This is a genomic window from Bradyrhizobium guangzhouense (assembly GCF_004114955.1).
Taxonomy (GTDB): domain Bacteria; phylum Pseudomonadota; class Alphaproteobacteria; order Rhizobiales; family Xanthobacteraceae; genus Bradyrhizobium; species Bradyrhizobium guangzhouense.
The window spans coordinates 627789-653873 of record NZ_CP030053.1 but is presented as its reverse complement, the minus strand read 5'-3'; the positions used below and the strand labels follow the sequence as shown (position 1 = coordinate 653873).

Genomic DNA, 26085 nt, shown 5'->3' with positions numbered 1-26085 from the left:
TTATCGAGAGGGCGCCGGTGGCCGTACTACCTCTTCAATTACTGGTCTTCGCCAAACTTTTCCCTGGGGCAATGGGTCCTGGCTTTCGCCAGGACGACGTGGGAGTGTGTGGCGTCATTTTCAGACCAGCTACCTCCCGTTCTTCTTCCGCCACTCCGCGAAATCGGTGAGCGTCTGCGGGTCGGTCGCGGGATAGAGGCCGAAAATGCCGCGGCCTCGGCCTACTTCCTCGGTGACGAAGTCCTCGAACGCCGTCATCTCGAAGGTCTCGTTGGCGATCTCGTCGGCAAGATGAGCCGGGATCACGATGACGCCGTCGGCATCGCCCAGGATGACGTCGCCGGGAAAAACCGGCGCATCGCCGCAGCCGATGGGAACGTTGATCTCGATCGCCTGGTGCAGCGTGAGGTTGGTCGGCGCCGAGGGGCGGTGGTGGTAGGCGGGAATGCCGAGCTTGGCGATCTCGGCGGAATCGCGAAAACCGCCGTCGGTGACGACGCCGGCGACGCCGCGCTTCATCAGCCGCGTCACCAGGATCGCGCCGGCGGAGGCCGCGCGCGCGTCCTTGCGACTGTCCATCACCAGCACGGCGCCTGCCGGACAATCCTCGACCGCCTTGCGCTGCGGATGGGAGCGGTCCCTGAACACATCGATGGTGTTGAGATCTTCGCGCGCCGGCATGTAGCGCAGCGTGAAGGCCTCGCCCACCATGGTCGGCTGATCAGGGCCGACGGGATGCACATCCTGGATCATCTGGATGCGCAGGCCGCGCTTGAACAGCGCGGTGGCGACGGTGGCGGTGGAGACTGATTTGAGCTTGTTGCGGGTGGCTTCGCTGAGTTTGGACATCGTATTCTCTCTCGTCATTCCGGGGCGCGCGGAGCGCGAGCCCGGAATCCATCCGGCCGCACGCGCCGCGGTAAAATGGGTTCCGGGCTCGATGCTTCGCATCGCCCCGGAACGACAGCATCAGTAAATCGACGGCTCGCCGATCGGCGCGCCGAAATCGGTCTCGAGGAAGTCGAAGTCGCAGCCGTCATTGGCCTGCTTGATGTGCTTGGTGAACATCCAGCCATAGCCCCGCTCGAAGCGGCGCTCGGGCTGCTTCCAGGCAGCACGGCGCTTGTCGAGCTCAGCCTCGGGGACGTCGAGATTGATGGTGCGCGCCGCGACGTCGAGGGTGATGCGGTCGCCGTTCTGCACCAGCGCCAGCGGACCGCCGATGTACGACTCCGGCGAGACGTGCAGGATGCAGGCGCCATAACTGGTGCCGCTCATGCGCGCATCCGAGATACGCACCATGTCGCGCACGCCCTGCTTCACCAGCTTGGTCGGGATCGGCAGCATGCCCCATTCCGGCATGCCCGGCCCGCCCTGCGGCCCCGCATTTCGCAAGATGAGGATGTGGTCCTCGGTGACGTCGAGGTTGGGATCGTCGACGGCTTTCTTCATCGAGGGATAATCATCGAACACCAGCGCCGGGCCCGTGTGCTTGAGGAAGCGCGGCGCGCAGGCGGAGGGCTTGATGACACAGCCGTCGGGCGCGAGATTGCCCTTGAGCACGGCGAGCGCGCCCTCTTGGTAGATCGGATTGGCCACCGAGCGGATCACGTCGGCATTGTGCACTTCGGCGCCGTCGATGTTTTCGCCGAGGGTCTTGCCTGTGACCGTGACGCAATCGAGATGCAGATGCTGCTTGATCTGGCCCATCAGCGCCGGCAGGCCGCCGGCATAGAAGAAATCCTCCATCAGATAGGTCTCGCCGCTCGGACGGACATTGGCGATGACGGGCACCTTGCGGCTCGCGATCTCGAAATCGTCGAGGCCGATGTCCTGGCCGGCGCGGCGGGCCTGCGCGATCAGATGGATGATCGCGTTGGTCGAGCAGCCCATCGCCATCGCCACCGCAATCGCATTCTCGAACGCCTTGCGGGTCTGGATCGTCTTCGGCGTCAGATCCTCCCACACCATCTCGACGATGCGGCGGCCGCATTCGGAGGCCATGCGGATGTGGTTGGCGTCGGCCGCCGGAATCGAGGAGGCGCCCGGCAGCGTCATGCCGATCGCTTCGGCGATCGCGGTCATGGTCGAGGCCGTGCCCATGGTCATGCAGGTGCCGTAGCTGCGGGCGATGCCGGCTTCGATGTCGAGCCAGTCCTTGTCGGAGATCTTTCCGGCGCGCCGTTCGTCCCAATATTTCCAGCCGTCGGAGCCGGAGCCGAGCGTCTTGCCCTTCCAGTTGCCGCGGAGCATGGGACCTGCCGGCAGATAGATCGCGGGGATGTTCATGGAGGTCGCGCCCAGCAGCAGTGCCGGCGTGGTCTTGTCGCAGCCGCCCATCAACACCACGCCGTCGACCGGATGGCTGCGCAACAGCTCCTCCGCCTCCATCGCCAGCAGATTGCGATAGAGCATGGTGGTCGGCTTCAGCAGGGATTCCGACAGCGACAGCGCCGGCAATTCCACCGGCAGGCCGCCGGCCATCAGGATACCGCGCTTGACGTCATCGACGCGCGACTTGAAGTGCATGTGGCAGGGCTGTGCCTCCGACCAGGTGTTGATGATCGCGATGCACGCCCGATCCTTCCACTCCTCGGGAGCGTAGCCCATCTGCATGGCGCGGGAACGGTGACCGAACGAGCGGAGGTCGTCAGGTGCAAACCAGCGCGCGCTGCGGAGCTGGTCGGGTGTTTTCTTCTTGTTGCTCACTTGCCTTCTCCGTCAGGGAATCCGCCCCGCTCTTCTCACGGGATGTCCACCACCCGCAAGGCACGGGACGTCCGGTTTTTGACTGATATGCACGCAAACGTGCTTAGATCCAAGGTGCAACGCAATATTGACTCAGCTGATCCCAACCAAGCCCCGAAGTGCTTGCAGGCAGACGGGAATCCGCGCAACAATTTCGCATTTGGAGCTTTAGTTGGGGTTGGAGGGGCATCCCGTTCGACTCCCGGAGGGTTTCGAGTGGCCAACATCCTGATCGTGGATGACGATCCGGCGGTTCAGCTGACAATCCGGCTGCTGTTGGAGCGGGCCAGTCACCATGTGACAGTCGCAGGCGACGGCCGCAAAGGGCTCGCCTTGTTCGAGGCCAGCGAGTTCGACCTGCTGTTCCTGGACATCTACATGCCGGGCATGGACGGGCTGGAAACGATGCGCCACGCCCGCGCCCTCAGACCTGCCGTTCCGATCATCGTCATTTCCGGCCGTTCGATCACGCCGGACGCCTATGCCGAGCCGGATTTCCTGAAGATGGCGACCAAGCTTGGCGCCGTCGCGAGCTTGCAGAAGCCGTTTCGGGCCGACGCGCTGCTGGCGGCGGTCGACAATTGCCTGAAGGCGGGCGAGTCGGAGGGGTCCGATGTCAATGCCAGCCGCCGATGACGGGAGCACCTCCGCCGCTCAAGGCCAGAACAGGCGCGATCATCCCGGGAATCCCGTAAGGTTTCCCATGACGCTGGCAACACGTCTGGCCGTCGCAATGATTCTGCTGGTGGCGGTTACGGTGGCGGCGGTCGGTTGGCTGGGCTACCGCAACATCTCGCAGGCCGTCATTCCACGCGTCCTGGAGCGGGTCGAGGCCCAGTCGCGCCTGCTGGCCAACAATCTCGAAGCCTACGTTGCCGGCGTGCGCGGCGATTTGATCGGCTACCGCTCCGCGGCGGCCATCAACGGCCTGATCCGTGCCCACGCCGGTGGAGGAATTGACCCGCTTGACAATGTCTCCGAGCAAACCTGGCGCGATCGCATCGCGGCACGGCTCGCGGCCGAGATCGAGGCCAAACCCAGCTACGGGCAGTTTCGGATCATCGGTCTTGACGACGATCAGCGCGAGTTGGTCCGCGTCGATCGCTCCGGCCCGAACGGAACGGCGCGGATCGTCCCCAACAGCGAGCTGGAGAGCAAGAGCGAGCGAAGCTACTTTCAGGAAACGATCCGGCTCGCGCCGGGCGAGATCTATGTTTCGCCAATCGATCTGGCGACCCACGGCGGCGGGACCACCAACTTGCACACTCCGACTCTCCGGGTCGGAACGCCACTGTTCACACCTGACGGCAAGCCGTTCGGGATCATCATCGCCAATGTCGACATGCGTCCGGCGCTCGATCGCATCCGCGCGACGAAGAGCTCAGGGGGTGAGATTTACGTCGTCAACGCGCGCGGCGACTATCTCGTCCATCCCGATCGCGCACGAGAATTCGGTTCATTGCGTGGCCACCCCACCAACTGGCGCAATGATTTTCCATATTTTGCGGCCTTGGCAGGCACACGAGACGTGTCCACCCAGCTCGCCGCCGATGCGCCCGGCGGGCCAAGTGGCGCGGCATTGGCGCCGGCGCTGCTCGCAGGTACGGATTGGATTGGGATCATCGAGACGATTCCTCCGGCCGTCTTCGGCCGCGTGCCGGCTGCGATTCAAAAAACGTCCTTGCTGGTCGGCATGCTTGCGGTCTTCGCCGCAGCCCTCCTCGCGGTGCTGCTCGCACGCTCATTGACGCGCCCGATCACCCGCCTGACCGCGGCTGTGGAGGCTGTCGGCAACGGACAGCCGGCGGAGATTCCGGTCGATGCGAGCGGCGAGACCGGCGCGCTGGCGCGGGCTTTTGCCCAGATGGTCGAAGAGACGCGCGCGAAAGCAGCCGCTCTCGAACGCGAGGTCCAGGAACATCGCCGCACCGAGGCCGCACGAAGCCATCATGCGACGCGCGAGCTGTTGTTCAGCGCCGCTGTGGAATCATCCGACGATGCGATCGTGATGCAATCCCTCGATGCCATCATCACCGGCTGGAATCCCGCCGCCGAACGGCTCTATGGATATCAGGCGAACGAGGCGATCGGGAAATCCACCTCGATCATTGTCCCGCCCGACCGACGCGAGCAGGGCACGGACTATCTGGCGCGGATCTCGAGGGGCGAGCCGGTCGAACGCTTCGAGACGGTCCGGCTCCGCAAGGACGGCACGCCGATCGAAATCTCGCTCAGCCTGTCACCAATCAGGGGACCTTCTGGCGAGATCATTGGCGCCTCCGGATCCGCGCGCAGCCTGACCGAAGCGCGGCGCGCAGAGCGGGCGGTACAGCACCAATTGGAGGAGCGACGGCAGCTGTTCGACACCTCGCAGGATCTGATCATGATCATGAACTCGCGCGGCCACATCGTGCAGATCAGCCCGAGCAGCGAGGCCATTCTCGGTTACGCACCCGACGAGATGATTGGACGCAGCGGCGAGGATTTCATTCATCCCGCCCACCTCGAGAAATCCCGCGAGGAGATGCGCGAGCTTCGGCGCGGCGGCCATCCGAGGCTCGCCGACACACGCTGCTTCCACAAGGACGGCCGCGAGGTCTGGTTGTCCTGGCTCGGCAGCTGGTCGGATCAGGCCAAGCGCTTCTTCTTCGTCGGGCGCGACATGACCGAGGCGAGGCTGGCTGCCGAATCCCTGCGTGAAAGCGAGCAGCTTGCGCGCAACATCGTCGAGACCGCGCTCGACGCCTTTGTCCAGACCGACGAACACAGCACCATCTTGAACTGGAGCTCGCGGGCCGAGGAGCTGTTCGGTTGGCGGCGGGAAGAGGCGCTCGGCAAGAACGCGATCGACCTGATCGTCGCCGAGAGCGAGCGCGAAAGGGTCAAGGGCGGCCTCGCACGCTTCCTCGATTCGGCAGAAGGGCGGGCGCTCAACCGCCGCCGCGAGCTGATGGTCCGCCGCCGAGATGGCAAGGAATTCAGGGCCGAGTTGAGCGTCACGGCGCTCAGGCGTCGCGAGGGCATCCTGTTCAACGTGTTCTACCGCGACCTCACCGACAAGATCGCCTCCGAGGAGCGGGTTCGCCACGCCGAGAAGATGGAAGCGGTCGGCCAGCTCACCGGCGGCGTGGCGCACGATTTCAACAACATCCTTACCGTCATCACCGGGACGATCGAGATCCTGGCGGACGCGGTGGCCAAGGATCCCGGGCTTGCCGCAATCACCAAGATGATCGACGAGGCCGCCGGCCGCGGCGCCGAACTGACACAGCATCTGCTGGCCTTTGCCCGCAAGCAGCCGCTGCAGCCGCGCGAGATCGACATCAACTCGCTGATCATCGACACCGCGAAGCTGCTGCGGCCGACGCTGGGCGAACAGATCCAGATCGAATCCGTTTTCGAGGACGAGAGCTGCGTTGCGGTCGTCGATCCGAACCAGCTCACCACCGCCATCCTCAACCTCGCGCTCAACGCGCGTGACGCGATGCCCGGCGGCGGCAAGCTGATCGTGGAGACAGGCGCCGCCTATCTCGACGAGGTCTATGCCAGCGCCAACGATGTCCCGCCCGGTCACTACGTGCTGATCGCGGTGAGCGACACCGGCACCGGCATTCCGTCCCAGATGCTGGCGCGCGTATTTGACCCCTTCTTCACCTCGAAGGGGCCGGGCAAGGGCACCGGCCTCGGTCTCTCGATGGTCTATGGCTTCATCAAGCAGTCCGCGGGCCACGTCAAGATCTACAGCGAAGAAGGCCACGGCACGACGATCAAGATGTACCTGCCGCCGGGCAAGACACCTGCGGCGGTTGCCGAAGGGGTGACGCCTGTTACGATCGAGGGCGGGCACGAAACCATCCTGGTGGTCGAGGACGACCGGCTGGTGCGCGACTATGTGCTGGCTCAATTGCATTCGCTGGGTTACGTCACCCTGCAGGCCGCCAATGCCGCGGAGGCACTCGCGATCGTCGCCAGCGGCACGCCGTTCGATCTGCTGTTCACCGACGTGATCATGCCCGGCAAGATGAACGGACGGCAGCTCGCCGACGAGGTGCTGAAGACGCGGCCTGATCTCAAGGTGGTCTACACGTCGGGCTATACCGAGAACGCGATCATCCATCACGGCCGGCTGGATTCAGGCGTGCTGCTGCTGGCGAAACCCTATCGCAAATCCGACCTGGCGCGGATCATCCGCAGGGCGCTGAGCGGTTGACGTTGGCACGTGTGTCCCGGACGCGCGGCAGCGTCTTACACTGCTGCGCAGAGCCGGGACCACAACTGTCAGCCGTGGAGTTGGAAAGATGGGCCCCGGCTCTGCAGCGCATCACTGCGTGATGCGCTGCGTCCGGGGCACGAGACCATTTTAAGACGCGCGCTGGGCTGCGGTCATCACGATGCGGATCAGGTCGGCGGCGTTGCGGGCGCCGAGCTTCTTCATGATGTTGGCGCGGTGATCCTCGATGGTGCGCGGGCTGATGCCGAGCGTGCGGCCGGCTTCCTTGTTGGACGCACCGGCAGCGAATTGCTCGAGCACCTCGCGCTCCCTGCGGGTCAGCGGCTCGCGTCCAGGGAAATGCAGCGAGCCGAATTTCGGCGCGGCGTTCTCTGCCTGCCTGCGTGCATAAGCGCCGATCGCCTCGTCCAGCCGGCCGACGATCTCGCTGCCGCGGAACGGCTTCTCGATGAAGTCGAGCGCGCCGCTCTTGATCGCGCCCACCGCCATCGCGATGTCGCCCTGCCCGGAGATCATGAAGATCGGCGCCGGATAGTCCTCGCCGTGCAACTCCTTCAGAATGTCGAGGCCCGACTTCCCGGGAATGTGCACATCGAGCAGGATCGCAGCCGGTGTGCGGTTTCGCGCGACGGACAGCAGTGCCGCGCCGTCCGCAAAACAGATCACCTCATAGCCCGCCGCCTTCAACACCATCGACAAGGTGTCGCGAACAGCGGGGTCGTCATCGACCACGAAGATCTCACCACGGGAGGTTTGTTCGACCATGTGCCACGTCCATTCGCCAAGCCACGCCGGCATTCAAGGACTCGCGTCCGCGCCCAACATCTATGGCTTTCGGCGCAGATTCGGCCCACCCGCATTTGTACGGGACATGAACTTAACGCACAAGTAGCGCTGTGGTGCCTTATTGCGGGGGACGGAGAATATCCATGCTAAATTACGCCGGCACGCCCCCGCTCGTCGCAATGGCTGAAACCGACAGCCGTCAGTTGATCGCGGCCGAACTTCGCTCCCTGATCGCGCGCATCGAGATCAGCATGCGTCTGATCGACGCTGCCATGACCACGAAAGATATGGAGCCAGATGACGTTACCTCGAGCGCCGATTTGGGTTCCAGCGACATCGTCGTGCTCGACGACGTCACGCCCCGTTTTGCCACGGCGAGCGCCGCTCTCAATACCTGCCGGGCGGAGCTTGGTCACGCCTTGGAAAAGCTGTCGGAATCCGGCAATCCCGCCTAGGCGGCAGCAATCAGCGCGGCCGATCGGCCGCAGCCGACCGCATGGCGGCTCCGCGCCTCAGGCGCGGTGCCGTTCCACGATTGCATCGGTCGCAACGCCGCCCCAGGTGTGGATCGTCGGCAGCCCCATTGCAGTCTTGCCGAGATTGGCCAGGCTGATGCGCAGCGCGGCAAGATCCAGCGGCTTCGGCAGGCTCTGAAGCTCGATCCCGACAGAACGGGCGAAGCTGCGGGCAGCGCTGCGGCGCTTGCCGTCCATGCCGCTGATGACGATCACCGAGCCGGTGAATTTGGCCGCCGCCATCTCGCGCAGCACGTCGATGCCGTCACCATCCTCCAGCACGAGGTCGAGCGTCACGCAGTCGAAGCGCGCGGCACGCAGCTTTTCGATGGCTTCCGCAACCGACGGCGCAACGGCCACTTCATGGCCGGCCTGCTTGGCGGCGACCGTGATCAGGCTGCGCTGCGTGGCGTCGTCATCGACCACCAGCAGCTGGAGTGCGCGCCGCTCGGCGACATCGGGCAGGTTTGACGTGATGGGGGAGAGAGAGCTTCTTGGCATGGCCGGACCCTGAAATTGCGACCTGCTATTGATACATCGCGCGCGCTTAGGCCACGTAAAGCCGGGTCTGCGAATTCGTTCGGATGTTTTCAGAAAATGTGAAGCAATGCGTCAGAGGTGAGCCGCACGGGGCACGTGACGATCACACCACCGCGTCATGGCCATTGGCCGCGCCGCGCTTCTTGCGGTTCTTGCCGCGCAGGAACTGGATGTCCATCTCGGCGCCGTTGACGCGCACCAGCTCGCAGCGACGGTAGGCAAGGCCGGTCGACGACAGCAGCAGGAAGAACTCCTTCAGGTTCAACCCCTGGATCGAGCCCTCGACCGTGAGGATGGCGTCGGTGTCCGAAATCGCATTGAGCGTGCAGTCGCGCCGCCACGTACCGTCGATGGCCATGATGCAGACATCATAACCACGACTGAATGTGACGCGCTCTGCGCCCTTGCCCTCTTCGGCCATGCTTATCGCCCTGCCATGGCTGCCACGCGCGGCGCTGCGACACCGTCGACCGCCGGCTTTGCCGCCGCGGCACGCGGATCGTTCGGTCTATAGAGGCCGCGGCGATCGGCGATCGGCCTGAACGTGTCGGTCAGCCCGACCACCGTCTCCGCCGCGCCGAGCACCAGGAAGCCGTCGGGCTCGATCTGGCGGGCAAGGCGGTTGAAGATGTTGATCTTGGTGTCCTGATCGAAATAGATCAGGACGTTGCGGCAGAAGATGACGTCGAACGCGCCGAGGTGCGAGAAATCCTGCAGCAGATTGAGCTGGCGATGCTGGATCATCGCCCGCAGCTCGGGGTTGATCTGCCAGGTCTCGCCGGTCTGCTTGAAATATTTCATCAGCATCTGGATCGGCAGACCGCGCTGCACCTCGAATTGGCTGTAGACGCCGGCCTTGGCCTTCTCCAGGACCTCCTGCGACAGATCTGTCGCGATGATCTCGACACGCCAGCCGCTCAGGGCCGCGCCCATTTCCTTCAGGGTCATGGCGAGCGAGTAAGGCTCCTGCCCGGTCGAGCCTGCGGCGCACCAGATCCGTACGCTGCGGCGACCGGCGCGGGCCTTGAGGACCTCAGGCATGATGGTGTCGCGGAAATGATCGAACGGGACCTTGTCGCGGAAGAAGAAGGTCTCGTTCGTGGTCATGGCTTCGACCACGCTGGTGATCAGCGCGCTGGAGCCGCCTTGCAGTTTCTGCACGAGCTCGGGGATACCAGGCAGGCCGGCCTTGCGCGCCAGCGGCAGCAGGCGGCTTTCGATCAGATATTGCTTGTCGGCGGACAGGTCGAGGCCGGAACGCTCTTTCAGCAACTTACGCAGATACTCGTAGTCGGGCGAGTTCACAGGATACCTCTTGACGCTACTATCAGGTGTGTTTTCAGGCCGCCGTCTCTTCTTCACGCGCGACCAGTCCGACCTCCTGGAACTTCGCCAACACGATGTCCTTGTCGAACGGCTTCATGATGTACTCGTTGGCGCCGCCGCCCATCGCCTTGGTGATGTGATCGATGCCGTTCTCGGTGGTGCAGAACACGACCTTCGGCTCGTCGCCGCCGGGCATGCGGCGCAGCGTACCCAGGAACTGGAAGCCGTCCATGACGGGCATGTTCCAGTCCAGCAGGACGGCTTCAGGCATGGCCTTCTTGCAATGAACCAGCGCCTCGACGCCGTCTTCCGCTTCGATGACTTGGAAGCCCAGCGCTTCGACGATGCGGCGCGCGACCTTGCGAACGATGCTGGAATCGTCAACCACCAAACAGGTCTTCATCTTGGATCTCCGGCCAAAATCTCTTTCGTGAAAGTTCAGGCAGCCAATTGCACTTCGGTCTTGAGCTCGAGGACGCGATCGACGTCGAGGACGACCATGAGCTGGCCGTCGAGACGGTGGACGCCGCCGGCGAGCTTGGCCATGCGGGGGTCGAGGTTGACGGGGTTCTCTTCCTTGCTGTCCTCGGGCAGGCGCAGCACCTCGCCGATCTGGTCGATCAGCAGGCCATAGGATTCGCCGCGCAGATCGACGCCGACGGCCATGGGGGTCTTGCCGTCCTCGTCCCTGGGCAGGCCGAGACGGGCGCGCATGTCGACCACGGTGACGATGCGGCCGCGCAGGTTCAGGACGCCCGAGATCTCGCGCGAGGACAAGGGAACGCGGGTGACGCGCTCGGGCATGAACACGTCCTGGACGCGGGAGATCGGCAGGCCGAACAGCTGGCCGCCGATCATCGCGGTGACGTATTCGACCATGGCGCCTTCGCCGATCTGGGTCTTCTGCTTGCTCATCTCGATATCTCCTGATCCAGGTCCTTGTTTTTGAGCATGATCTGATCGGAAAACCGCTTCACACTTTTCCGGATCATGCCCTTACGCCGCTGCCCGGCTCAGCTCGGAGGCGCCGGCGGCGCCCGCGGTCTGCTCCTTCAGCGCCGCGATCAGACCGGGACGGTCGAACTTGGCGACATAATCGTGGAAGCCGGCCTGACGGCCGCGCTCGATCGCGGCCGGCGACACCAGGGCGGACAGGCCGATGATCGGCATCGAGCCCAGATTGCTGTCGGAGCGGATCACTTCGGCGAACTCGAACCCGTTCATGTCGGGCATCTCGATGTCGGTCAGCACCACGTCGAAGGTCTGCGCACGCAGCGCGGCGAGGCCTTCCTGCGCGGTCGGCGCGGTGCGGACGCGGTAGCCGGCGGCCTTCAGCACCGGGGCCAGCATGTTGCGGAAGAAGGCACTGTCGTCGACCAGCAGCACCGACTGCGAGTGCATCGACGGCTTCATCTCCTTGCGGGTGAACCAGTCGGCGAACGCCATCGGCAGGAAGTGGCCGACGTCGATCACCTCGGTGGCCTGGCCCTTGATCACGGCCGAGCCGAGAATGCCGGAAGCCGAGCCGCCGACCTCGATGTTGAGGCGCTCCTCGACGATGTCGATGATCTCGTCGACGACCAGGCCCATGGAGCGGCCGTCATCGGCGAACACCAGGATCGGCTGGGCGCCCTGGCTTGCGATGGTGACGCCATCCATGGCCACCAGCGGCATCAGCTGCTCGCGGTACTGCACCATGTAGCGGCCGTTCGAGAACTCGATCTTGTCGGCCGGCAGCTCTTCCAGGCGGGTGACGAGACCGAGCGGGACCGCCTTGGGCTGGGACGAGCCGGCACGGAACACGAGCAGCGAGGTGGTCTGCTCGCCCGAGCCGATATGATGGCCGCTATTGTCGTCGGCCAGGTCATGGGCCGAGGAGCCGGCGGCGCCGAGCGCCTTGGCAATGCCGTTGGGGTCGATGATCATGATGACGGCGCCATCGCCAAGGATGGTATTGCCCGAGAACATGTCGATGTGACGCAGTTTGGTCGACATCGGCTTGACCACGATTTCTTCGGTGTGGAACACGCCGTCGACGACGATGCCGAAGGTCTGGCTGCCGACCTGCGTGACCACGATGAAGCCGTTCTCGGGATCGGAGGCCGCGCCGTCGTCGATCTTGAGGAGCTTCTTCAGGTGGATCAGCGGCAACAGCTTGTTGCGCAGGCGCAGGACCGCCGTGTCCTTGATGCGCTCGATGCGGTGCTCGCTATTGGCGCGGGCACGGACCAGCTCGACCACCGAGAGCTGCGGGATCGCGAAGCGGTCGCCGGCGGCCTCGACGATCAGGGCCGAGACGATGGCGAGCGTCAGCGGGATCTTGATGGTGACGGAGGATCCCTCACCGGCCACCGACTTGATGTCGATCGTGCCGCCGATCTGGTCGATATTGGTGCGGACCACGTCCATGCCGACGCCGCGGCCCGAGACCGAGGTGATGGCGGCCGCGGTGGAGAAGCCCGGCGCGAAGATGAACTTGTGGATCTGGGCTTCGCTCATCTTCTCGAGCTCGGCCTCGGAGACGAGACCGGAGGAGAGCGCCTTGGCCTTGATCTTCTCGGTGTTGAGGCCGCGGCCGTTGTCGGCGATGCAGATGATGATGTGGCCGCCCTCGTGATAGGCGGAGAGGCGGATGGTGCCCTGCTCGCCCTTGCCGCTGGCCAGGCGCTCGGCGGGGGTCTCCAGGCCATGATCGGCGGAGTTGCGCACCATGTGGGTGAGCGGGTCCTTGATCAGGTCGAGCACCTGGCGGTCGAGCTCGGTGTCGGCGCCGTGCATCTCCAGCTCGATCTGCTTGCCGAGTTCGCTCGAGAGGTCGCGGACGATGCGGGGCAGCTTCTGCCAGGCATTGCCGATCGGCTGCATGCGCGTCTTCATGACGCCTTCCTGCAGCTCGGCGGTGACGTTGGAGAGGCGCTGCAGCGGCACCTTGAACTCGGTGTCCTCGTTGCGCCTCGAGATCTCCAGGAGCTGGTTGCGGGTCAAGACCAGCTCGGAGACCATGGTCATCAAATGCTCCAGCGTATCCACGTTGACGCGGATCGACTGGTTGGCGATGCTGGCGCCTTCGCCGGCATTCTCGTCGGCCATCGACTTCTTCGGCGCGGCCTTCTCCTTGGGCGCCTTCACGTCCTTCGCGGCCGGCGCTTCAGCAGCAGGCTCTTCGGCCTTCACCTCGGCCCTGGCAACCGGCGCGGGCACCGGGGCTTCAATCGCGGTCTCGCGGAAGGCGCGCTCGAGCTCGTCGAGCGAGACCTCGCCGGGACGCAAGGGGCGCTCCAGGGTCTGGTCGATCAACGAGCCCGTGGTCATCTCTTTGGCGGGAGCGGCAGCGGGTGCAGCGGCGACTGGCGCTTCCGGCACCAGCGGCGGAGCCTCGGCGACGGGAGCAGCGGCGCCTGCGGCCGGCATCGGCTGCGCCGAGCCTGACGCGATCGGCGAAGCCGACGCTGACATCGCCGCCATGCCCTGCTCGACCATCGCTTCGAGCTTGTCGATGAGATCGCGGTCGTTCCCCTCGGGCTCGGCTTCGGTCGCCTCCAGGCCTGCCAGGATCTCCTTGATGCGGTCGATCGAGGACAGGATCACCGTCACGGCCTGGCCGGTCACCGGCATGCCGTCGCGGAATTTGCCCATCAGGGTCTCGCCGGCATGCGCCAGCGCTTCAAGCCGCGGCAAGCCAAGGAAGCCGCACGTCCCCTTGATGGTGTGAACCAGGCGGAAGATGTTATCCAGTATCTTGGCGTTGTTCGGCTCCTGCTCGAACTTCACCAGCTGATTGTCGACGGTGTCCAGGCTCTCGCTGGTCTCCGTCAGAAACTCCCGCAACAGATCATCCATGAGCTACGCCTTACTGAGCTGGACCTCGACGTCCGCGCTGCCTGCAATTGGCGGAAGTCCACCCCTAGATCGTTAGACAACCCTTTTCACGGTCCCGTTAATTTCATCCTCCGTGCTAATACGGATATTGAAGCGAAGTTTGCGGTTCGACGGCATGCGAAAACGGTTTTCGGCAAATCGCCGACCCGGCGTCAGCCCGAGAACGCGACGGGTAAACGCCGCGATAACGGCGTCACGACAGGCGCAAAAGAATCCCGCCAGTGTCGAGAGATACCTGAGCGGCGCGCCAATTGAAATCAAATCGCCCGCGATCGGCATCGCACCTGCGATCCTGGGTCGATGTGCTGATGACATCGGCAAGACCCACGCTCGCGGTTAACGGACCCTTACCCGCCGGACCTCGCGAACGATAACGCGCTAACCCAGCCGCATAGCGGCGGCATGGTGCTCGGCGAGACAGCCCCTGATCGCGGCCAGCAGCGCATCGGGCGTGAACGGCTTGCGCAGGCAGCGCGCCGCGCCGAGCTCGAGCGCCATCCTCAGAAAGTCGGGCGCAGGCGAATTCAGATCTGCGAAGGCATAGCCGGACATCGCGATCAGCGGCGTTGCGGGTGCGCAATCGTGAAACAGCCGGATCGATTCAAAGCCGCGCATGTGCGGCATGAAGATATCGACAATCATCAGGTCGAACTGTTCGTTTTCGATAGCGCGGAGCCCCGCCTCTCCGCCGTCCGCGATCGTCACCCGAAAATTGTTTCGCTGGAGATAGATCTCGATGGCCATGGCCACCATCGGGTCATCGTCGACAACGAGAATGTGGCGCAGACTTTCTGTCGTCGTTTGAATTTTCCGCTTCGACGATTCAATGATTGAAGCGTGGCGCACGCCGTTCTCCTCTCGCTTGCATTGAAATCATGATGACCGCGAGCGCGGTCGGCCTGGCGCAACATGCGAACGGGATGAAGGCGGCATCTGCGGCCCGGCCGCGCAACGGCGCGAAACTATGTCTGACGGCTGAATAAAATCGGCGAACCAGCGAGACGGCATGGACCGGCCAAAGTCCGATGGAAAGGCGCACGCGGTATCTGCGATCGGTTGCCCGCTTCCGGCTCATGAGGCCCCCTGACACACTTTCCCGGGTCGTGACGCGGGACTGGCTCGCCCGGTGCGCGCACGAATCAGTGCGCAATTCTTATTTCCGCCGCAAATGCGACAAGCTGTCTGCCCCCCAACAGGTATATGGACAGCAACACAACTACTATTATATATTTTGGTAGCCGCGCAACTGAATGTCGGAGCGCGACGCCGACGTCTCATGGCATGCGTTGGATTGCTTCTACATGATCGCGAGCGGCCGTCCGCCTAACCAGCTGCTGCAATCGCTCGACGCAGCCGACTTCGATCTGTTGCGGCCTCACCTCATCACGGTTGAATTGGTCAGAGAAACTGTCTTGAGCGAAGCGGATGTGGCGCTGCGACATGTCTACTTTCCGCACGACGGAGCCGTTTCGATCACGGTGGGCCTCTCCGAAGGACAGACGATCGAAGTGGCGATGATCGGACGCGACAGCATCGTCGCCGGCGGCGCAGCCCTGGCCGATGGAATCGCAGCGTCAAACGCCGTCGTGCTGTTTCCCGGGACCGCATCCGCCCTGGAAATCCCGGCCTTTCGCAATGCTGCTGCCGCGAGCGTTCCGTTCCGCGGCCTGGTTATCAGGCATGAGCAGGCGCTGCTCGCGCGTGCGCAGCAATCGCTGCTCTGCAATACGCTGCATCCTGTCGAGGCGCGGCTGGCGCGGTGGCTGCTGCTGGCCCACGATCTGTCCGACAGGAAAACCCTCCCGCTGACGCAGGAGACCCTGGCCCAGATGATAGGCGTCCGGCGTAACGCCGTTTCACTGGTCGCGCATGCGCTGCAGCGAGCCGGAATCATCCACTACAGCCGGGGCCAGATCGAGATCACCGATCTGCGCGCCCTACAGGCGACGTCCTGCGATTGCTACTCCGCGGCGAAGACTCATCACGCGCGGCTCCTGGGACTCCCGCCCTGATAACCCCGAAGTTTGTATTCCGGGGTGCACACAAGGCACCGAAGAAACAAAAGATCGCGCTGATCCGTAATGTCCGCGATTGCCAACTTATCCCGCCGGGAACAAGATGGAACCTGTTCTTGAGCGAGGAATAAATTTCGAACAGAAATTGATTTGACCGCGAGACGGGAGTCAGCTTTGGAAACGATAGTGCGCCCATCCAACGGGTTCCTGTCGGCGCTGTCGACAGACGATTATGAACTGATCCGCCCATATCTGCGCACGGTCGATCTGCCGCATGACGCCGTGCTGGTCGAGACCGGCGAGACGTTGAAGCGTGCCTACTTTCCGCACCGCGGCGTGATCTCGCTGGTCGTGAAGCTCGCCAAGGGCGAGCATGTGCAAGTCGCCATGGTCGGCCGAGACAGCCTGCTTGGCGCGCTCTCGACCATGGGCGATCCATGCGCGCTGAACACAGCCATCGTGCTCGTTCCCGGCGTCGCATCGGCGATCGACCTCGACCGCCTGCGCATGGCGGCTGACCAAAGCCCCAGCTTGCGAACGCTGCTGACGCGCCACGGGCTCGCAGTTTACGCGCAGGTGCAGCAGACCGCCGGCTGCAACGCGGCACACCCGGTGGAGTCGCGGCTCTCCCGCTGCCTGCTGCACACGCATGATCTGTCGGGCGACTACCGGCTGCTGCTGACGCAGGAAGTCATGGCGCAAATGATCGGGGCACGGCGCAACAGCGTGTCGCTGGTCGCCAACACCTTGCAGCAGGCCAATTTCATCCACTACAGCCGCGGACACATCCAGATCCTCAATCTGGACGGGCTGCGCCAGACGGCTTGCGAATGCTACGCCACGGTCAAGGCCCAGTACGATCGGCTGCTCGGGCCCTGACGACGCGCACGCAGCGTCGGATGGTAAAGCAAGTGCTTAACTCGGCCCTCAAACACCGCTGATCTCGTGACCAGAACTGCAATCGGAATGAGGTAGATTTCCGGGACGCCGCATAACGGGGACCGGGACAACCATGTTTGACGCCGCATTCGCGCCTGCGCCAGGCGCGCACGACACCGCGCCCCAGCGCAAGCTCGAGCCGCTGCGGGAGGCTGGCGCGTTCGAAGCCCTGGTGCGCGAGATCGGCGAGGACGACGCCTGCGAAGTGCGCACGGTGTTCTGGCGCGAGACTTGTGCGCGGCTCGAGCTGTTTCGTACGCTCGCGCTCGGCCAGCATCGCGGCCGGATCGCGCGCGAGGCGCATTCGCTCAAGAGCACGGCGAGGACGTTCGGCTATCTCAGGCTCGCGACGCTGGCGCTGCGGCTGGAGGATACCGCCGGCGCGCTCGACGACGCCGAATTTGGCGATCTGTTGCAGCAGATGGACGCAGCCTTTACCGCCGCGAAGGCGCAGGAACCGCAGGCTTGAACGTTCCCTCGGAATGCCCGCCGTACTTATACGGTTTGTAATTTTCACAGATGACTAATCATAGGTGGCGATAGTCCCCGGAAACCAGGAGGGTTTCCATGTTCACCTATGAGACCGCGGATCAGAAAGAGGTCCGCCGCTTCCGCATCGCCCAGTTCAACGGCCGGATGGCTACGGTGAAGGCGGGCGAGTCCACGGTGACGGGTTTTGTCCGCTCCGTGCTGGAGCAGGAATCGACCATCCCGCCGCGCTGGACCATCACCATCATCCCGAATACGCCGAAGGAAGAGCCGAAGATGCTGCGGCCGACGTCGCGCGTGCGTCCCTTCGCCGAAGACTATTTCTAGGCGCAAAGGCGGCGCCAGACGACCGGCTCAATCGATCGAATGCAGCAGCGCCGCGCGGACGAGATCTGCGGTATTGCGTGCGCCGAGCTTGCGCATTGCTTCGGCCCGATGGCTCTCGAAAGTGCGTGGGCTGATCTGCATTCGCAGCGCGCCCTGCTTGTTCGAAAAGCCCTCGCTGATCAGTCTCAGCACTTCGCGCTCGCGCTTGGTCAGGCGCTTGCCCGACAGGCTCGAGAGCTCGGAGCCCGCCTCGCGCGGCACTTGCAACGTGCGACCCGCCTGCAACTCGATCTCCTCGGCCATGGACGGAGCCGGCAAGCCGGTCTTGTGCGAGCCGGTGAGCTGCTTGACCAGGCCGCAGACGCGCTCGGTCTGGGCCAGCGCGTTCTCGATCACTTGCTGCAGATAGGCGCGGTCGCTCGAGACGGGCGCAAGCTGATCGCTGTGATGCTTGATTTCGCCCATATAGAGCAGGAGCGCGGTCAGGGGGCCGTTGAGTTCGCGCGCGATGGCCGCGGCCATCTCGTCGGCCGCCTTGGCGCGGGCGGCATTCAGACGGGCGAAATCGAGCTCTTCAGGCGCAGAAGCGCTGCTTTCGAACCTTTCCGACGGCCGCGAATCAGCAACCGTATCGTTCTGTGACCCCATGTGACTCGTTTAGCGGAACCCGGGGCCTTCTGTGGTTAACTTTCTGCTCCGTAAGACTACGGTGATTCTGGCAGCTCTGTGATGGAATGCCGACATAGGCACAATTTATGCTTGCGCAGACCCGCTCAAGGCCCCGCAAGAGTTGATGAATCTGCCTAAATCATAGGCAGTCTCCAAAGACATCCTTAACGAGCGCCGCGCCCGCCGGCACCCGGGGCCCGCATTTTACGGATAAATTAACGGCAGCTTGCTTCTCTGTGTCACAATTGAGAGCGCGCAAATGCCTCCATGCATTGGGCCGATAGGCCTGCTGGAATCGTTGCGAAAGAATTGCGTGCCATGGACGAGATCGACGAGCTTTCGGAGTTCCTGCAGAAGCTGACGCCGTTGTCGCGCAGCTGTCTGCTCAGCGAACTCGAGCGGCTCGAATCCTGCGGCATCGACATGCCCGGATCGGCGGAGATCCAGGCCAAGCTGCGCGCCGAATTCCGCAAGGATGGATCGACCCAGGCGCGCGCCACCAATCCGTCGCGGTACTTCTTCGCACCGCTCGAGCTGTTGCTGGTCGACGGCGCGCCCGAGCACGCGAATGCGGGACGGATCTCGCGCAATACGCTCACCCCGATCTGGGAATGGATCTGCCGCGACCTGCTGCCGACCATGGCGCGCGACTACATCAAGGCGATCAACGACCAGGTCACGGCCAACAATCCCAAGGAAGTGCTGAAGACCGCGACGATCTTCCAGGGCAAGGTCGTCAAGGTGCTCGAGAACACGCTCGCGTCGGCGGAGAGCACCGAGTTCGCGCGCGCCAAGCTCGCGCAATACACGGCCTCGCGCACCGCGTTCGACGACGTGAAGAAGATGCTGCAGGTGCTGCGCGCCGGCGAGGCGCTGCCGAAATTCAACGCGAAGCTGCCCGACACGATCACGAAATTCGACGACGGCCAGGTTGCACAGATCACCGCGCAACTCGACGCCTTCAAGAAAGCCTATCCCGATGCGCTGCCCTTTGCGCTCGCATTGGTGGCGAGGCGCCTGAAGACGTTCTGGCGGCTCATATACCTTGCGACCAAGGCGGCCGCGAGCAAGAGCGCTGACGAGGTTGCGACATCGCCCTATGCCTGCGTCGTTCCCATGGTGCTCGACCGGCTCGACGACAAGCGCCTCGCTTTGCGGGTCGCGCTCCGCCACAACCGGTTCCTGGTCGCGCGCGACCTGCTCACCGAAATCTACGACGTCGAACATTCGCTCAAGATCCGGATCGACGGCATCGAGCGATGCGAATGGGGCGTCCGGCTTCAGCAATTGATGGACGCGATCGCCGCGCTGGTGGCGGCCGAGGTCAGCCGCTTTCCCGCCAATGTCGGTCACATCCTCGGCTCGCGGCGGCTGCGCAGCCAGGACACGTTGGGCGGCAAGCTGAGCTATCTGGCCTGGAAGGGCCGCGACGCCGTGCAGGACGGCGCGGCGGCGTTTCGCAAATTGATCGGGGTGACCTGATATCCTCAGGCGCTATTCGGGCGTGTGCGGCAGCGTCAGGAAGCGATCGAGAAATCGCCCCGACATCACGAATCTGAACCACCAGTAGATCATCCGCCGCATCGACATAGCTGCAATCCCTGACAGCCCACCACCGGCTGCGCGCAGCAATAGCGCAAGTGCAGCATCAGGCATGTGAGGTGGTTCACACTTGTCTGCCGCCAGCCCGGAGCGAGCTTGTCGCAAAAGTCACCTGCGATGGTGCCCTGCTCCGCACCGCACAGAATTCTATCCGGCGTATGACGATAGGCGGTCGGCATGACCGAACACGACAAAGCCACGGCCAATTGAGGCCCGCGTTATTCAATCAGGCGAAGCGCATGCTGACTGCGTCCAATTGCAGGACACCGACTGCAGGTATGGACGATCCGCTCCTCGCAAGCTTTCACCTGAATTAGCGCCCGGCTGCACGCAGCGCGCAGGCGAATGTAAAAGCTTCTCGAAGAGAATCCGCACAATTTTACGAATGTTGCGAGCTTTAACGTTATCGGGATAATTCAACATTCGTGCGAAGCTCTCCATATTTTGACGCTCCCCATCCCGTTAACACACTGTCACGGAACGGGAGTGGTCTGAGATGAACGATGGGATGGGTGAGCTCGCCGGGCGGAGGCTAAGAACCTTCGGACGGCGGAAGATGATGCCGCGCGCATGCGTAGCCGACAGCAAGCGCCATCTGCGCGCCTTCATGGGCGAGGTGCTCGAGGATCTCGGCTTCGTCACCAGCGACTGCAGCGGTGCGAGCGAGCTGCAAACCATGCTGGCCACCGATCTGCCGGACCTGATCCTGCTCGGCATCGCAGCCGACGGCATCGAGCCCGGTCAGTTCCTGGAGATTCTGGTGCGCGAAGGCTTCGACGGCAAGGTGCTCGCCGTCGGTGCGCGCGACTCGATCATCGTGAAAGCCGTGCAGCAGGTCGGCGAGGAATACGGGCTCGCGATGCTGCCGCCCCTCACCACGCCCTTTGCGGCCGACACGCTGCGTGAGCGCGTCGCGATGCTGCTGCCCGAGGAGCCGGCTCCGAGCCCGGCCGTTCATGTCGGCGAGGCCCTGCATGCGGGCTGGCTCGAGCTCTGGTATCAGTCGAAAATCGACGCGCGCTCGCTGGTCCGCTGTGGTGCCGAGGCGCTGGTGCGGATGCGCCATCCGACCTGGGGCGTGGTGCCGCCGGCCTATTTCATACCCGAGGCGCACGATCCGCATTTCCGCGACCTGTCGGAGTTCGTGATCGAGCGCGCCGTGCAGGACTGGCACTACCTTCTGGAGCGGCAGAGCGCGGTCGATCTGTCGATCAATCTTCCCGCGCCCTATCTCAGGGAGCCGCAGGCCGTGAGCGATCTTTGCCGCCGCATGCCAACGCATCCCGCCTTTGGCGGATTGACGATCGAGATCGCGAGCGACGAGGCGATCCACGACCTCGCTTTCCTCGGCGAGATTGCGCGCGAGATGAGCTTCCACAATATCGGCCTGTCGGTCGACAATCTCGGCGCCAACTGGCCGGACCTGATGGGCCTGGAGAAGCTTCCCTTCGTCAAGCTGAAGGCCGACCGGCAATTCGTCACCGGCTGCAGCTCCGATCGCCTGAAGCGAACGGTGTGCCGTCACATCGTCGAACTCGCGCAGGGCTACGGCGCAGGCGCCGTAGCCGAAGGCGTCGAAAGCCGCGCCGACCTGCTGGCCGTCAACGAGCTCGGTTTCGACTTCGTGCAGGGCTATCTGTTCGGCAAGCCGATGCCGCTGAAGAAGTTTGCCAGAAGCGCGCTGACGCGGACGGTGATGGGGCAGGAGTGAGACGACAGCCTCAGGCGTATCGCCGCGCGAAGAAGACGCAGACGACCACGAGCGCGGTCGCGGCGATCATGCTCCATGCGACCGGCTCGTGCAGCAGGAAGCCTGCCAGCGCGAGCCCGAAGAACGGCTGCAGCTGCTGCAACTGGCCGACGCGCGCGATGCCGCCGACCGCAAGGCCGCGATACCAGAAGATGAAGCCGACGAACATGCTGAAGATCGAGACATAGGCAAGGCCGATCCAGGCCGGCAGACCGACCCCGCTCCATGCCGTCGGCCACGCCCAGATCATGAGGGGCAGCATCAGCGGCAGCGCCAGCAGCAGCGCCCAGGAGATCACCTGCCAGCCACCGATGCGGCGCGACAGCGCGGCACCTTCGGCATAGCCGAGCCCGCACAGCACGATCGCAGCGACCATCAGGAGATCGCCGGTGAGCGAGGCGGAGCCGCCGTTCGACAGGGCAAAGCCCGCGACCGTGGCGCTGCCGAGGATCGCGAACAGCCAAAACAGCGGCCGCGGCCGCTCGCCGCCGCGCAGCACGGCGAAGATTGCGGTCGATAGCGGCAGAAGGCCGATGAAGACGATCGAATGCGCCGAGGTGATGTGCTGGAGCGCCAAAGCCGTGAGCAGAGGAAAGCCGACAACCACGCCGATCGAAACGATGACGAGCGAGGCAAGATCCTTCCGCTCGGGCCACGCCTGGCGCAGCAGGCCGAGCACGGCCGCTCCGATCAGCGCCGCAATGATAGCCCGTGCCGAGGTCAGGAACAACGCGGAGAAACCGCCGACCGCCACGCGCGTCGCCGGCAATGAGCCACTGAAGATGATGACGCCGAGAAGCCCGTTGCCCCAGCCGCTGCCTGCAGATTGCATGTCCACTTTGCCTGTTTGAACGGCGATCCTCGGCTCGCGCCGATGGCAAAACCAGTGACAATGCCATACAATCTGGCAAAACTGTATGGTTATGGAAGGTCATACACCTTGGACAGCGACACGCAGACAAAGGGGCGTGGCGGCACGCGCACCACCGATGTGATGAGCGCGATCCGCGCCAAAGTGGCCGGCCGCGCGCTCGGTGCGGGCGACCGCCTGCCATCGATCCGCAGCCTTGCCGCCGCGATGGGTGTTTCACCGTCCACCGTGGTCGAAGCCTATGATCGCCTCGCCGCCGAGGGGATGATCCGCGCCCGCCGCGGCTCGGGCTTCTACGTCTCGCCGACCGTCACGCCGCCGCTCGCCCTGACGGAGGTCGAGCCGCGCCGCGACCGGGCCGTCGATCCGTTCTGGGTCTCCAGGCAGTCGCTCGATGCGGATGCGCGCGTGCCGAAGCCCGGCTGCGGCTGGCTGCCGCCGGAGTGGATGCCGGAAACGGCGCTGCGGCGTGCCACCCGCGCGCTTGCCCGCACCGACGCCAGCGTGCTGACGAACTACGGCTCGACCTCCGGCTCGCTCGCGCTGCGCCGGCTGTTGCTCACGCGCCTCGCGGAAGACGGGATCGAGGCCACGATCAATCAGCTGATGCTGACGGGCTCCGGCACGCAGGCCACCGATCTGATTTGCCGCTTCCTGCTTCGGCCCGGCGACACCGTGCTGGTCGACGATCCCTGCTATTTCAACTTCCGTGCACTACTGCGCGCCCATCAGGCGAGGATCGTCAGCGTGCCCTACACACCGTCGGGTCCTGATGTCATCAGCTTCGAGCAGATCCTCGGGGCCGAGCGGCCGCGGCTCTACATCACCAATTCAGCGCTGCACAACCCGACCGGCGCGACGCTCTCGCTTCAGACCGCGCACCGGCTTCTGACCTCGGCTGCCGCGCACGATCTCACCATCATCGAGGATGATATTTTTGGCGATTTCGAGCCGGAGCGATCGCCACGCTTGGCCGCGCTCGACGGATTGAACCGCGTCATCCGGATCGGCAGCTTCTCCAAGACACTCTCCGCCTCGGTCCGCTGCGGCTACATCGCCGCGCGGGCCGACTGGATCGAGCATCTCGTCGACCTGCAGGTCGCAACCAGCTTTGGCGGCCCGAGCCCGGTCGCGACCGAGATCATCGTAAAGGTCCTCGCCGGCGGCAGCTATCGCAAGCACATGGACGAACTCCGGCAAAAGCTCGCGCGTATCAGTCGCGATGTCGTGCGAAAGCTCGGAGCACTCGGTATCGAGCCCTGGTTGACGCCACGCGGCGGCTTCTTCCTGTGGTGCCGCCTTGCCGACGGACAGGATGCCACCGCGGTTGCGCGCGCCGCGCTGGAAGAGGATGTGGTGCTGGCACCGGGCAATGTGTTCAGCGTGGCGCAAACCGCGCAACACTTCCTGCGGTTCAACGTGGCGCACATGAACGATCCGCGGATGTGGGACGTACTGCGACGGACGTTGAAGGCGCAAGCCAGCCGCTAGTACCACGGCTCCTGATAGACCGGCTCACCGTCGATCAGCAGCCGCTTGATGGCGGCGCGGCCGGACGGGAGCACGGCGGCGACGACGCGCAGCTGCTGCTGGTTGCGGGCTTGCTCGAGCTTCTTGCCCTCGCCTTCCGGCACGAAATAGCTTTCCAGCCCGTATCTGATCGTCAGCTTGTCGCAGAAAATACGGCCGTTCGAGCCGCAGGAATATGTGACACGGCCGCGAATCAATACGTCGGGCGCCGTGACCGCGACGGGCGCGGCATGCACCGAGACGGCCTGGTAGAGTCCATCAGCGTCAGGCGCGAGCCTGACGAACACGATCGGGTTACGCTCAGTGGACGGCTGGCCGGCGAGTGCGCCTGCCGGCAGTTGCGTGATGTCGTAGCCGAGCGTGACGTAATCGCCCCGCAGAAGATCGCGGGGATCGAGCGGCCGTGTCTGCAACGTGACCTCCCGCCCCTCGCGCAGGATCTGCACGCGATCGGCGACCATCAGGATCAGCAGCGCGCATTGCAGCAGAATGGCGGCACCGAACAGCACGGCTTTCGGGATGCGTCGCCAGACAGATGTGATGGATTCGATCATCGCGCGGCCCTCGGCAGCATGCGATTGAGCGCCGATGCAAATACGACGGCAATGATGCCGGCCATTGCGAGGAAGGCGGAGCGGCGCAGCAGCGAGCCCTTCACGGCCCAGGTGATGCCCGCGATGACGCCGGCGATGCCGAGCCAGCCGGCCACGATACGCGGCCTGATATCATCGAGCACGCCTGAGACGACGAGGCACAGCATGGCGCAGAGCAGTGCGGCATAGGCGAACCAGGGCTCTCCGGCCGCGGACGCCGGCCAGATCGGCGCGGCCACCAGCACCAGGCCGATCGCGAGGCCTGCGAGAATTTCACCTGCGCGCCGGGTGACGCCGGCGGAGGCGAACGCAAGAGCCACGCCCGCAACCCCGCACAGGATCGCCCACATCGGCTGGGCCGGCGCCGTGCCGGTGCGGAAGCGGATGATGTCGTCCACCGTCGTCACCTCCAGGAACGCAACGACGGCCAGCGAAAACGCGCCGTAGATCGACAGGACGCTGCCAAGCCGCTGCGCTCGCGGCGACGGGTGAGCTGCGATCGCGAGGCCGGCGCCGAACAGCAGCGCCGCACCATTGGCCAGCACGAATGACGGCTGCATCCCGTCGAGATCGAAGCGAAGCGATGTGGCGATCCACCACGGCAGCACGGCTGATGCAACGAGGTGGGCCGCGACGCGGGAATTCCAGGCGAACGCAATGGCGGCCGCGATCAGCCAGACCACAGGGAATGACAGATGCAAGGCATCGGGCGCGTCGTAGACACGCATGCAAGTCCAGATGCAGGCTGCGGCGAGGCCGACCGCGAGCGCGCCGCGCGAGCCGGTCAGCAGCGCCGCGGCGAAGGCGCCTGTCGACCACAGCAGCATGCCGCCGGCAAAATCGTCGCCGAGATGATACATCTGGCCGACCAGCGCAATGCCCGCACCGAAGATGATGGCACCGATGCTGGCGCAGAGATCGGCGAGAACGCTGCGGCCGGATGCTGCGAACCATGCGCCGAGACCGCCGGCGACGATCATGCCGGCGAGCAGGATCGCAAACCGCAGCAGGCGCGCGATCTCCGTCCAGTGCGCCGCGACGAAGGCGAGGAAAGCTGCCGCGATCAGGAGGCCACCGACGATGGCAACGACCACGGCGATGTTGATGCCGGGTGAGAGCGGCGGCAGCGCATTGCGGATGGAGCTAGCTGCCGCCGGCGCAATCACGCCATCGGCTTCCCATTGCGCGAGGTCAGCCTCGAGGCGTTGCCGGTAGGTCTTGTCGAACATCCTCGTGGATCACCTGGCTCGCTGGCGGCGGACTGCGGGAGATTGG

The 26085-nt window shown here is 64.4% G+C and carries 26 protein-coding genes; 10 read left to right on the top strand and 16 right to left on the bottom strand.

Features of this window, described 5'->3' with window-relative positions; genetic code table 11:
• Positions 1-129 precede the first annotated feature (129 nt).
• Both XH91_RS03225 and araD read right to left on the bottom strand, forming a co-directional pair.
• The gene (locus XH91_RS03225; RefSeq protein ID WP_128949244.1) at positions 130-849 is read right to left on the bottom strand and encodes a ribonuclease activity regulator RraA; all 720 of its coding nucleotides are present in this window, start codon (positions 847-849) and stop codon (positions 130-132) included.
• 120 nt (positions 850-969) lie between these two features.
• Positions 970-2709 (bottom strand): L-arabinonate dehydratase, encoded by a 1740-nt coding sequence (gene araD / locus XH91_RS03220; RefSeq protein WP_128949243.1) that lies wholly within the window; start codon positions 2707-2709, stop codon positions 970-972.
• A 255-nt stretch (positions 2710-2964) separates the two neighbouring features.
• On the opposite strand from araD, the gene XH91_RS03215 reads away from it, so the two are divergent.
• Together XH91_RS03215 and XH91_RS03210 are read left to right on the top strand one after the other, a co-directional pair.
• Positions 2965-3384, top strand: a complete 420-nt coding sequence (locus XH91_RS03215; protein ID WP_128949242.1) for a response regulator — start codon at positions 2965-2967, stop codon at positions 3382-3384.
• The gene (locus tag XH91_RS03210; RefSeq protein WP_128949241.1) at positions 3362-6958 is read left to right on the top strand and encodes a PAS domain S-box protein; all 3597 of its coding nucleotides are present in this window, start codon (positions 3362-3364) and stop codon (positions 6956-6958) included. The genes XH91_RS03215 and XH91_RS03210 overlap by 23 nt, the downstream gene beginning before the upstream one ends.
• A gap of 150 nt (positions 6959-7108) precedes the next feature.
• On the opposite strand, the gene XH91_RS03205 is transcribed toward XH91_RS03210, so the two are convergent.
• Positions 7109-7744 (bottom strand): response regulator transcription factor, encoded by a 636-nt coding sequence (locus XH91_RS03205; protein WP_128949240.1) that lies wholly within the window; start codon positions 7742-7744, stop codon positions 7109-7111.
• A 164-nt stretch (positions 7745-7908) separates the two neighbouring features.
• On the opposite strand from XH91_RS03205, the gene XH91_RS03200 reads away from it, so the two are divergent.
• A complete protein-coding gene (locus tag XH91_RS03200; protein WP_128949239.1) occupies positions 7909-8220 on the top strand; it encodes a hypothetical protein in 312 nt (103 codons plus the stop codon).
• A 57-nt stretch (positions 8221-8277) separates the two neighbouring features.
• Here XH91_RS03200 and XH91_RS03195 read toward each other — a convergent pair whose 3' ends face one another.
• From XH91_RS03195 to XH91_RS03160, 8 genes are all read right to left on the bottom strand, one after another.
• Entirely contained in the window at positions 8278-8781 is a 504-nt protein-coding gene (locus tag XH91_RS03195) for a response regulator (protein WP_128949238.1), read from the bottom strand.
• 142 nt (positions 8782-8923) lie between these two features.
• Positions 8924-9241 (bottom strand): PilZ domain-containing protein, encoded by a 318-nt coding sequence (locus XH91_RS03190; protein ID WP_128949237.1) that lies wholly within the window; start codon positions 9239-9241, stop codon positions 8924-8926.
• Between the two features lie 2 nt (positions 9242-9243).
• Complete coding sequence (locus XH91_RS03185) at positions 9244-10125, bottom strand: CheR family methyltransferase (RefSeq protein ID WP_128949236.1); 882 nt, start codon at positions 10123-10125, stop codon at positions 9244-9246.
• Positions 10126-10159: 34 nt separating this feature from the next.
• On the bottom strand, positions 10160-10549 hold the full coding sequence (locus XH91_RS03180) for a response regulator (RefSeq protein WP_128949235.1): 390 nt from the start codon (positions 10547-10549) through the stop codon (positions 10160-10162).
• A 35-nt stretch (positions 10550-10584) separates the two neighbouring features.
• On the bottom strand, positions 10585-11061 hold the full coding sequence (locus tag XH91_RS03175) for a chemotaxis protein CheW (RefSeq protein WP_128949234.1): 477 nt from the start codon (positions 11059-11061) through the stop codon (positions 10585-10587).
• Between the two features lie 81 nt (positions 11062-11142).
• Complete coding sequence (locus XH91_RS03170; RefSeq protein WP_128949233.1) at positions 11143-13986, bottom strand: hybrid sensor histidine kinase/response regulator; 2844 nt, start codon at positions 13984-13986, stop codon at positions 11143-11145.
• A 72-nt stretch (positions 13987-14058) separates the two neighbouring features.
• The gene (locus XH91_RS03165; protein ID WP_128949232.1) at positions 14059-14304 is read right to left on the bottom strand and encodes a hypothetical protein; all 246 of its coding nucleotides are present in this window, start codon (positions 14302-14304) and stop codon (positions 14059-14061) included.
• Positions 14305-14403: 99 nt separating this feature from the next.
• The gene (locus XH91_RS03160; RefSeq protein WP_164934047.1) at positions 14404-14811 is read right to left on the bottom strand and encodes a response regulator; all 408 of its coding nucleotides are present in this window, start codon (positions 14809-14811) and stop codon (positions 14404-14406) included.
• A gap of 515 nt (positions 14812-15326) precedes the next feature.
• On the opposite strand from XH91_RS03160, the gene XH91_RS03155 reads away from it, so the two are divergent.
• The 4 genes from XH91_RS03155 to XH91_RS03140 all read left to right on the top strand — a co-directional run bounded on the left by XH91_RS03155 (position 15327) and on the right by XH91_RS03140 (position 17795).
• Positions 15327-16037 (top strand): Crp/Fnr family transcriptional regulator, encoded by a 711-nt coding sequence (locus XH91_RS03155; protein ID WP_128954703.1) that lies wholly within the window; start codon positions 15327-15329, stop codon positions 16035-16037.
• A gap of 186 nt (positions 16038-16223) precedes the next feature.
• Positions 16224-16919: a Crp/Fnr family transcriptional regulator gene (locus tag XH91_RS03150; protein WP_245470912.1), complete on the top strand. Its 696-nt coding sequence runs from the start codon at positions 16224-16226 to the stop codon at positions 16917-16919.
• Between the two features lie 133 nt (positions 16920-17052).
• Positions 17053-17448, top strand: coding sequence for an Hpt domain-containing protein (locus XH91_RS03145; protein ID WP_128949229.1), 396 nt, complete (start codon positions 17053-17055; stop codon positions 17446-17448).
• Between the two features lie 98 nt (positions 17449-17546).
• Positions 17547-17795 (top strand): hypothetical protein, encoded by a 249-nt coding sequence (locus XH91_RS03140; RefSeq protein ID WP_057740838.1) that lies wholly within the window; start codon positions 17547-17549, stop codon positions 17793-17795.
• Positions 17796-17822: 27 nt separating this feature from the next.
• Here the strand turns inward: XH91_RS03140 and XH91_RS03135 are convergent, their stop codons facing one another.
• The gene (locus tag XH91_RS03135; RefSeq protein ID WP_128949228.1) at positions 17823-18443 is read right to left on the bottom strand and encodes a helix-turn-helix domain-containing protein; all 621 of its coding nucleotides are present in this window, start codon (positions 18441-18443) and stop codon (positions 17823-17825) included.
• Between the two features lie 339 nt (positions 18444-18782).
• On the opposite strand from XH91_RS03135, the gene XH91_RS03130 reads away from it, so the two are divergent.
• On the top strand, positions 18783-19946 hold the full coding sequence (locus XH91_RS03130) for a hypothetical protein (RefSeq protein ID WP_128949227.1): 1164 nt from the start codon (positions 18783-18785) through the stop codon (positions 19944-19946).
• A 12-nt stretch (positions 19947-19958) separates the two neighbouring features.
• Here the strand turns inward: XH91_RS03130 and XH91_RS38665 are convergent, their stop codons facing one another.
• A complete protein-coding gene (locus XH91_RS38665; RefSeq protein WP_164938243.1) occupies positions 19959-20120 on the bottom strand; it encodes a hypothetical protein in 162 nt (53 codons plus the stop codon).
• A gap of 442 nt (positions 20121-20562) precedes the next feature.
• On the opposite strand from XH91_RS38665, the gene XH91_RS03125 reads away from it, so the two are divergent.
• The gene (locus XH91_RS03125) at positions 20563-21777 is read left to right on the top strand and encodes an EAL domain-containing response regulator (RefSeq protein ID WP_128949226.1); all 1215 of its coding nucleotides are present in this window, start codon (positions 20563-20565) and stop codon (positions 21775-21777) included.
• Between the two features lie 10 nt (positions 21778-21787).
• Here XH91_RS03125 and XH91_RS03120 read toward each other — a convergent pair whose 3' ends face one another.
• On the bottom strand, positions 21788-22648 hold the full coding sequence (locus XH91_RS03120; protein ID WP_128949225.1) for a DMT family transporter: 861 nt from the start codon (positions 22646-22648) through the stop codon (positions 21788-21790).
• 162 nt (positions 22649-22810) lie between these two features.
• On the opposite strand from XH91_RS03120, the gene XH91_RS03115 reads away from it, so the two are divergent.
• Entirely contained in the window at positions 22811-24178 is a 1368-nt protein-coding gene (locus XH91_RS03115; RefSeq protein WP_164934048.1) for an aminotransferase-like domain-containing protein, read from the top strand.
• On the opposite strand, the gene XH91_RS03110 is transcribed toward XH91_RS03115, so the two are convergent.
• Complete coding sequence (locus XH91_RS03110; protein WP_128949223.1) at positions 24175-24771, bottom strand: GDYXXLXY domain-containing protein; 597 nt, start codon at positions 24769-24771, stop codon at positions 24175-24177. The two genes, XH91_RS03115 and XH91_RS03110, sit on opposite strands and share 4 nt — an antisense overlap.
• Positions 24768-26039, bottom strand: coding sequence for a DUF2157 domain-containing protein (locus XH91_RS03105; RefSeq protein ID WP_128949222.1), 1272 nt, complete (start codon positions 26037-26039; stop codon positions 24768-24770). Before XH91_RS03105 ends, XH91_RS03110 begins: the two co-directional genes overlap by 4 nt.
• Positions 26040-26085: the final 46 nt, after the last annotated feature.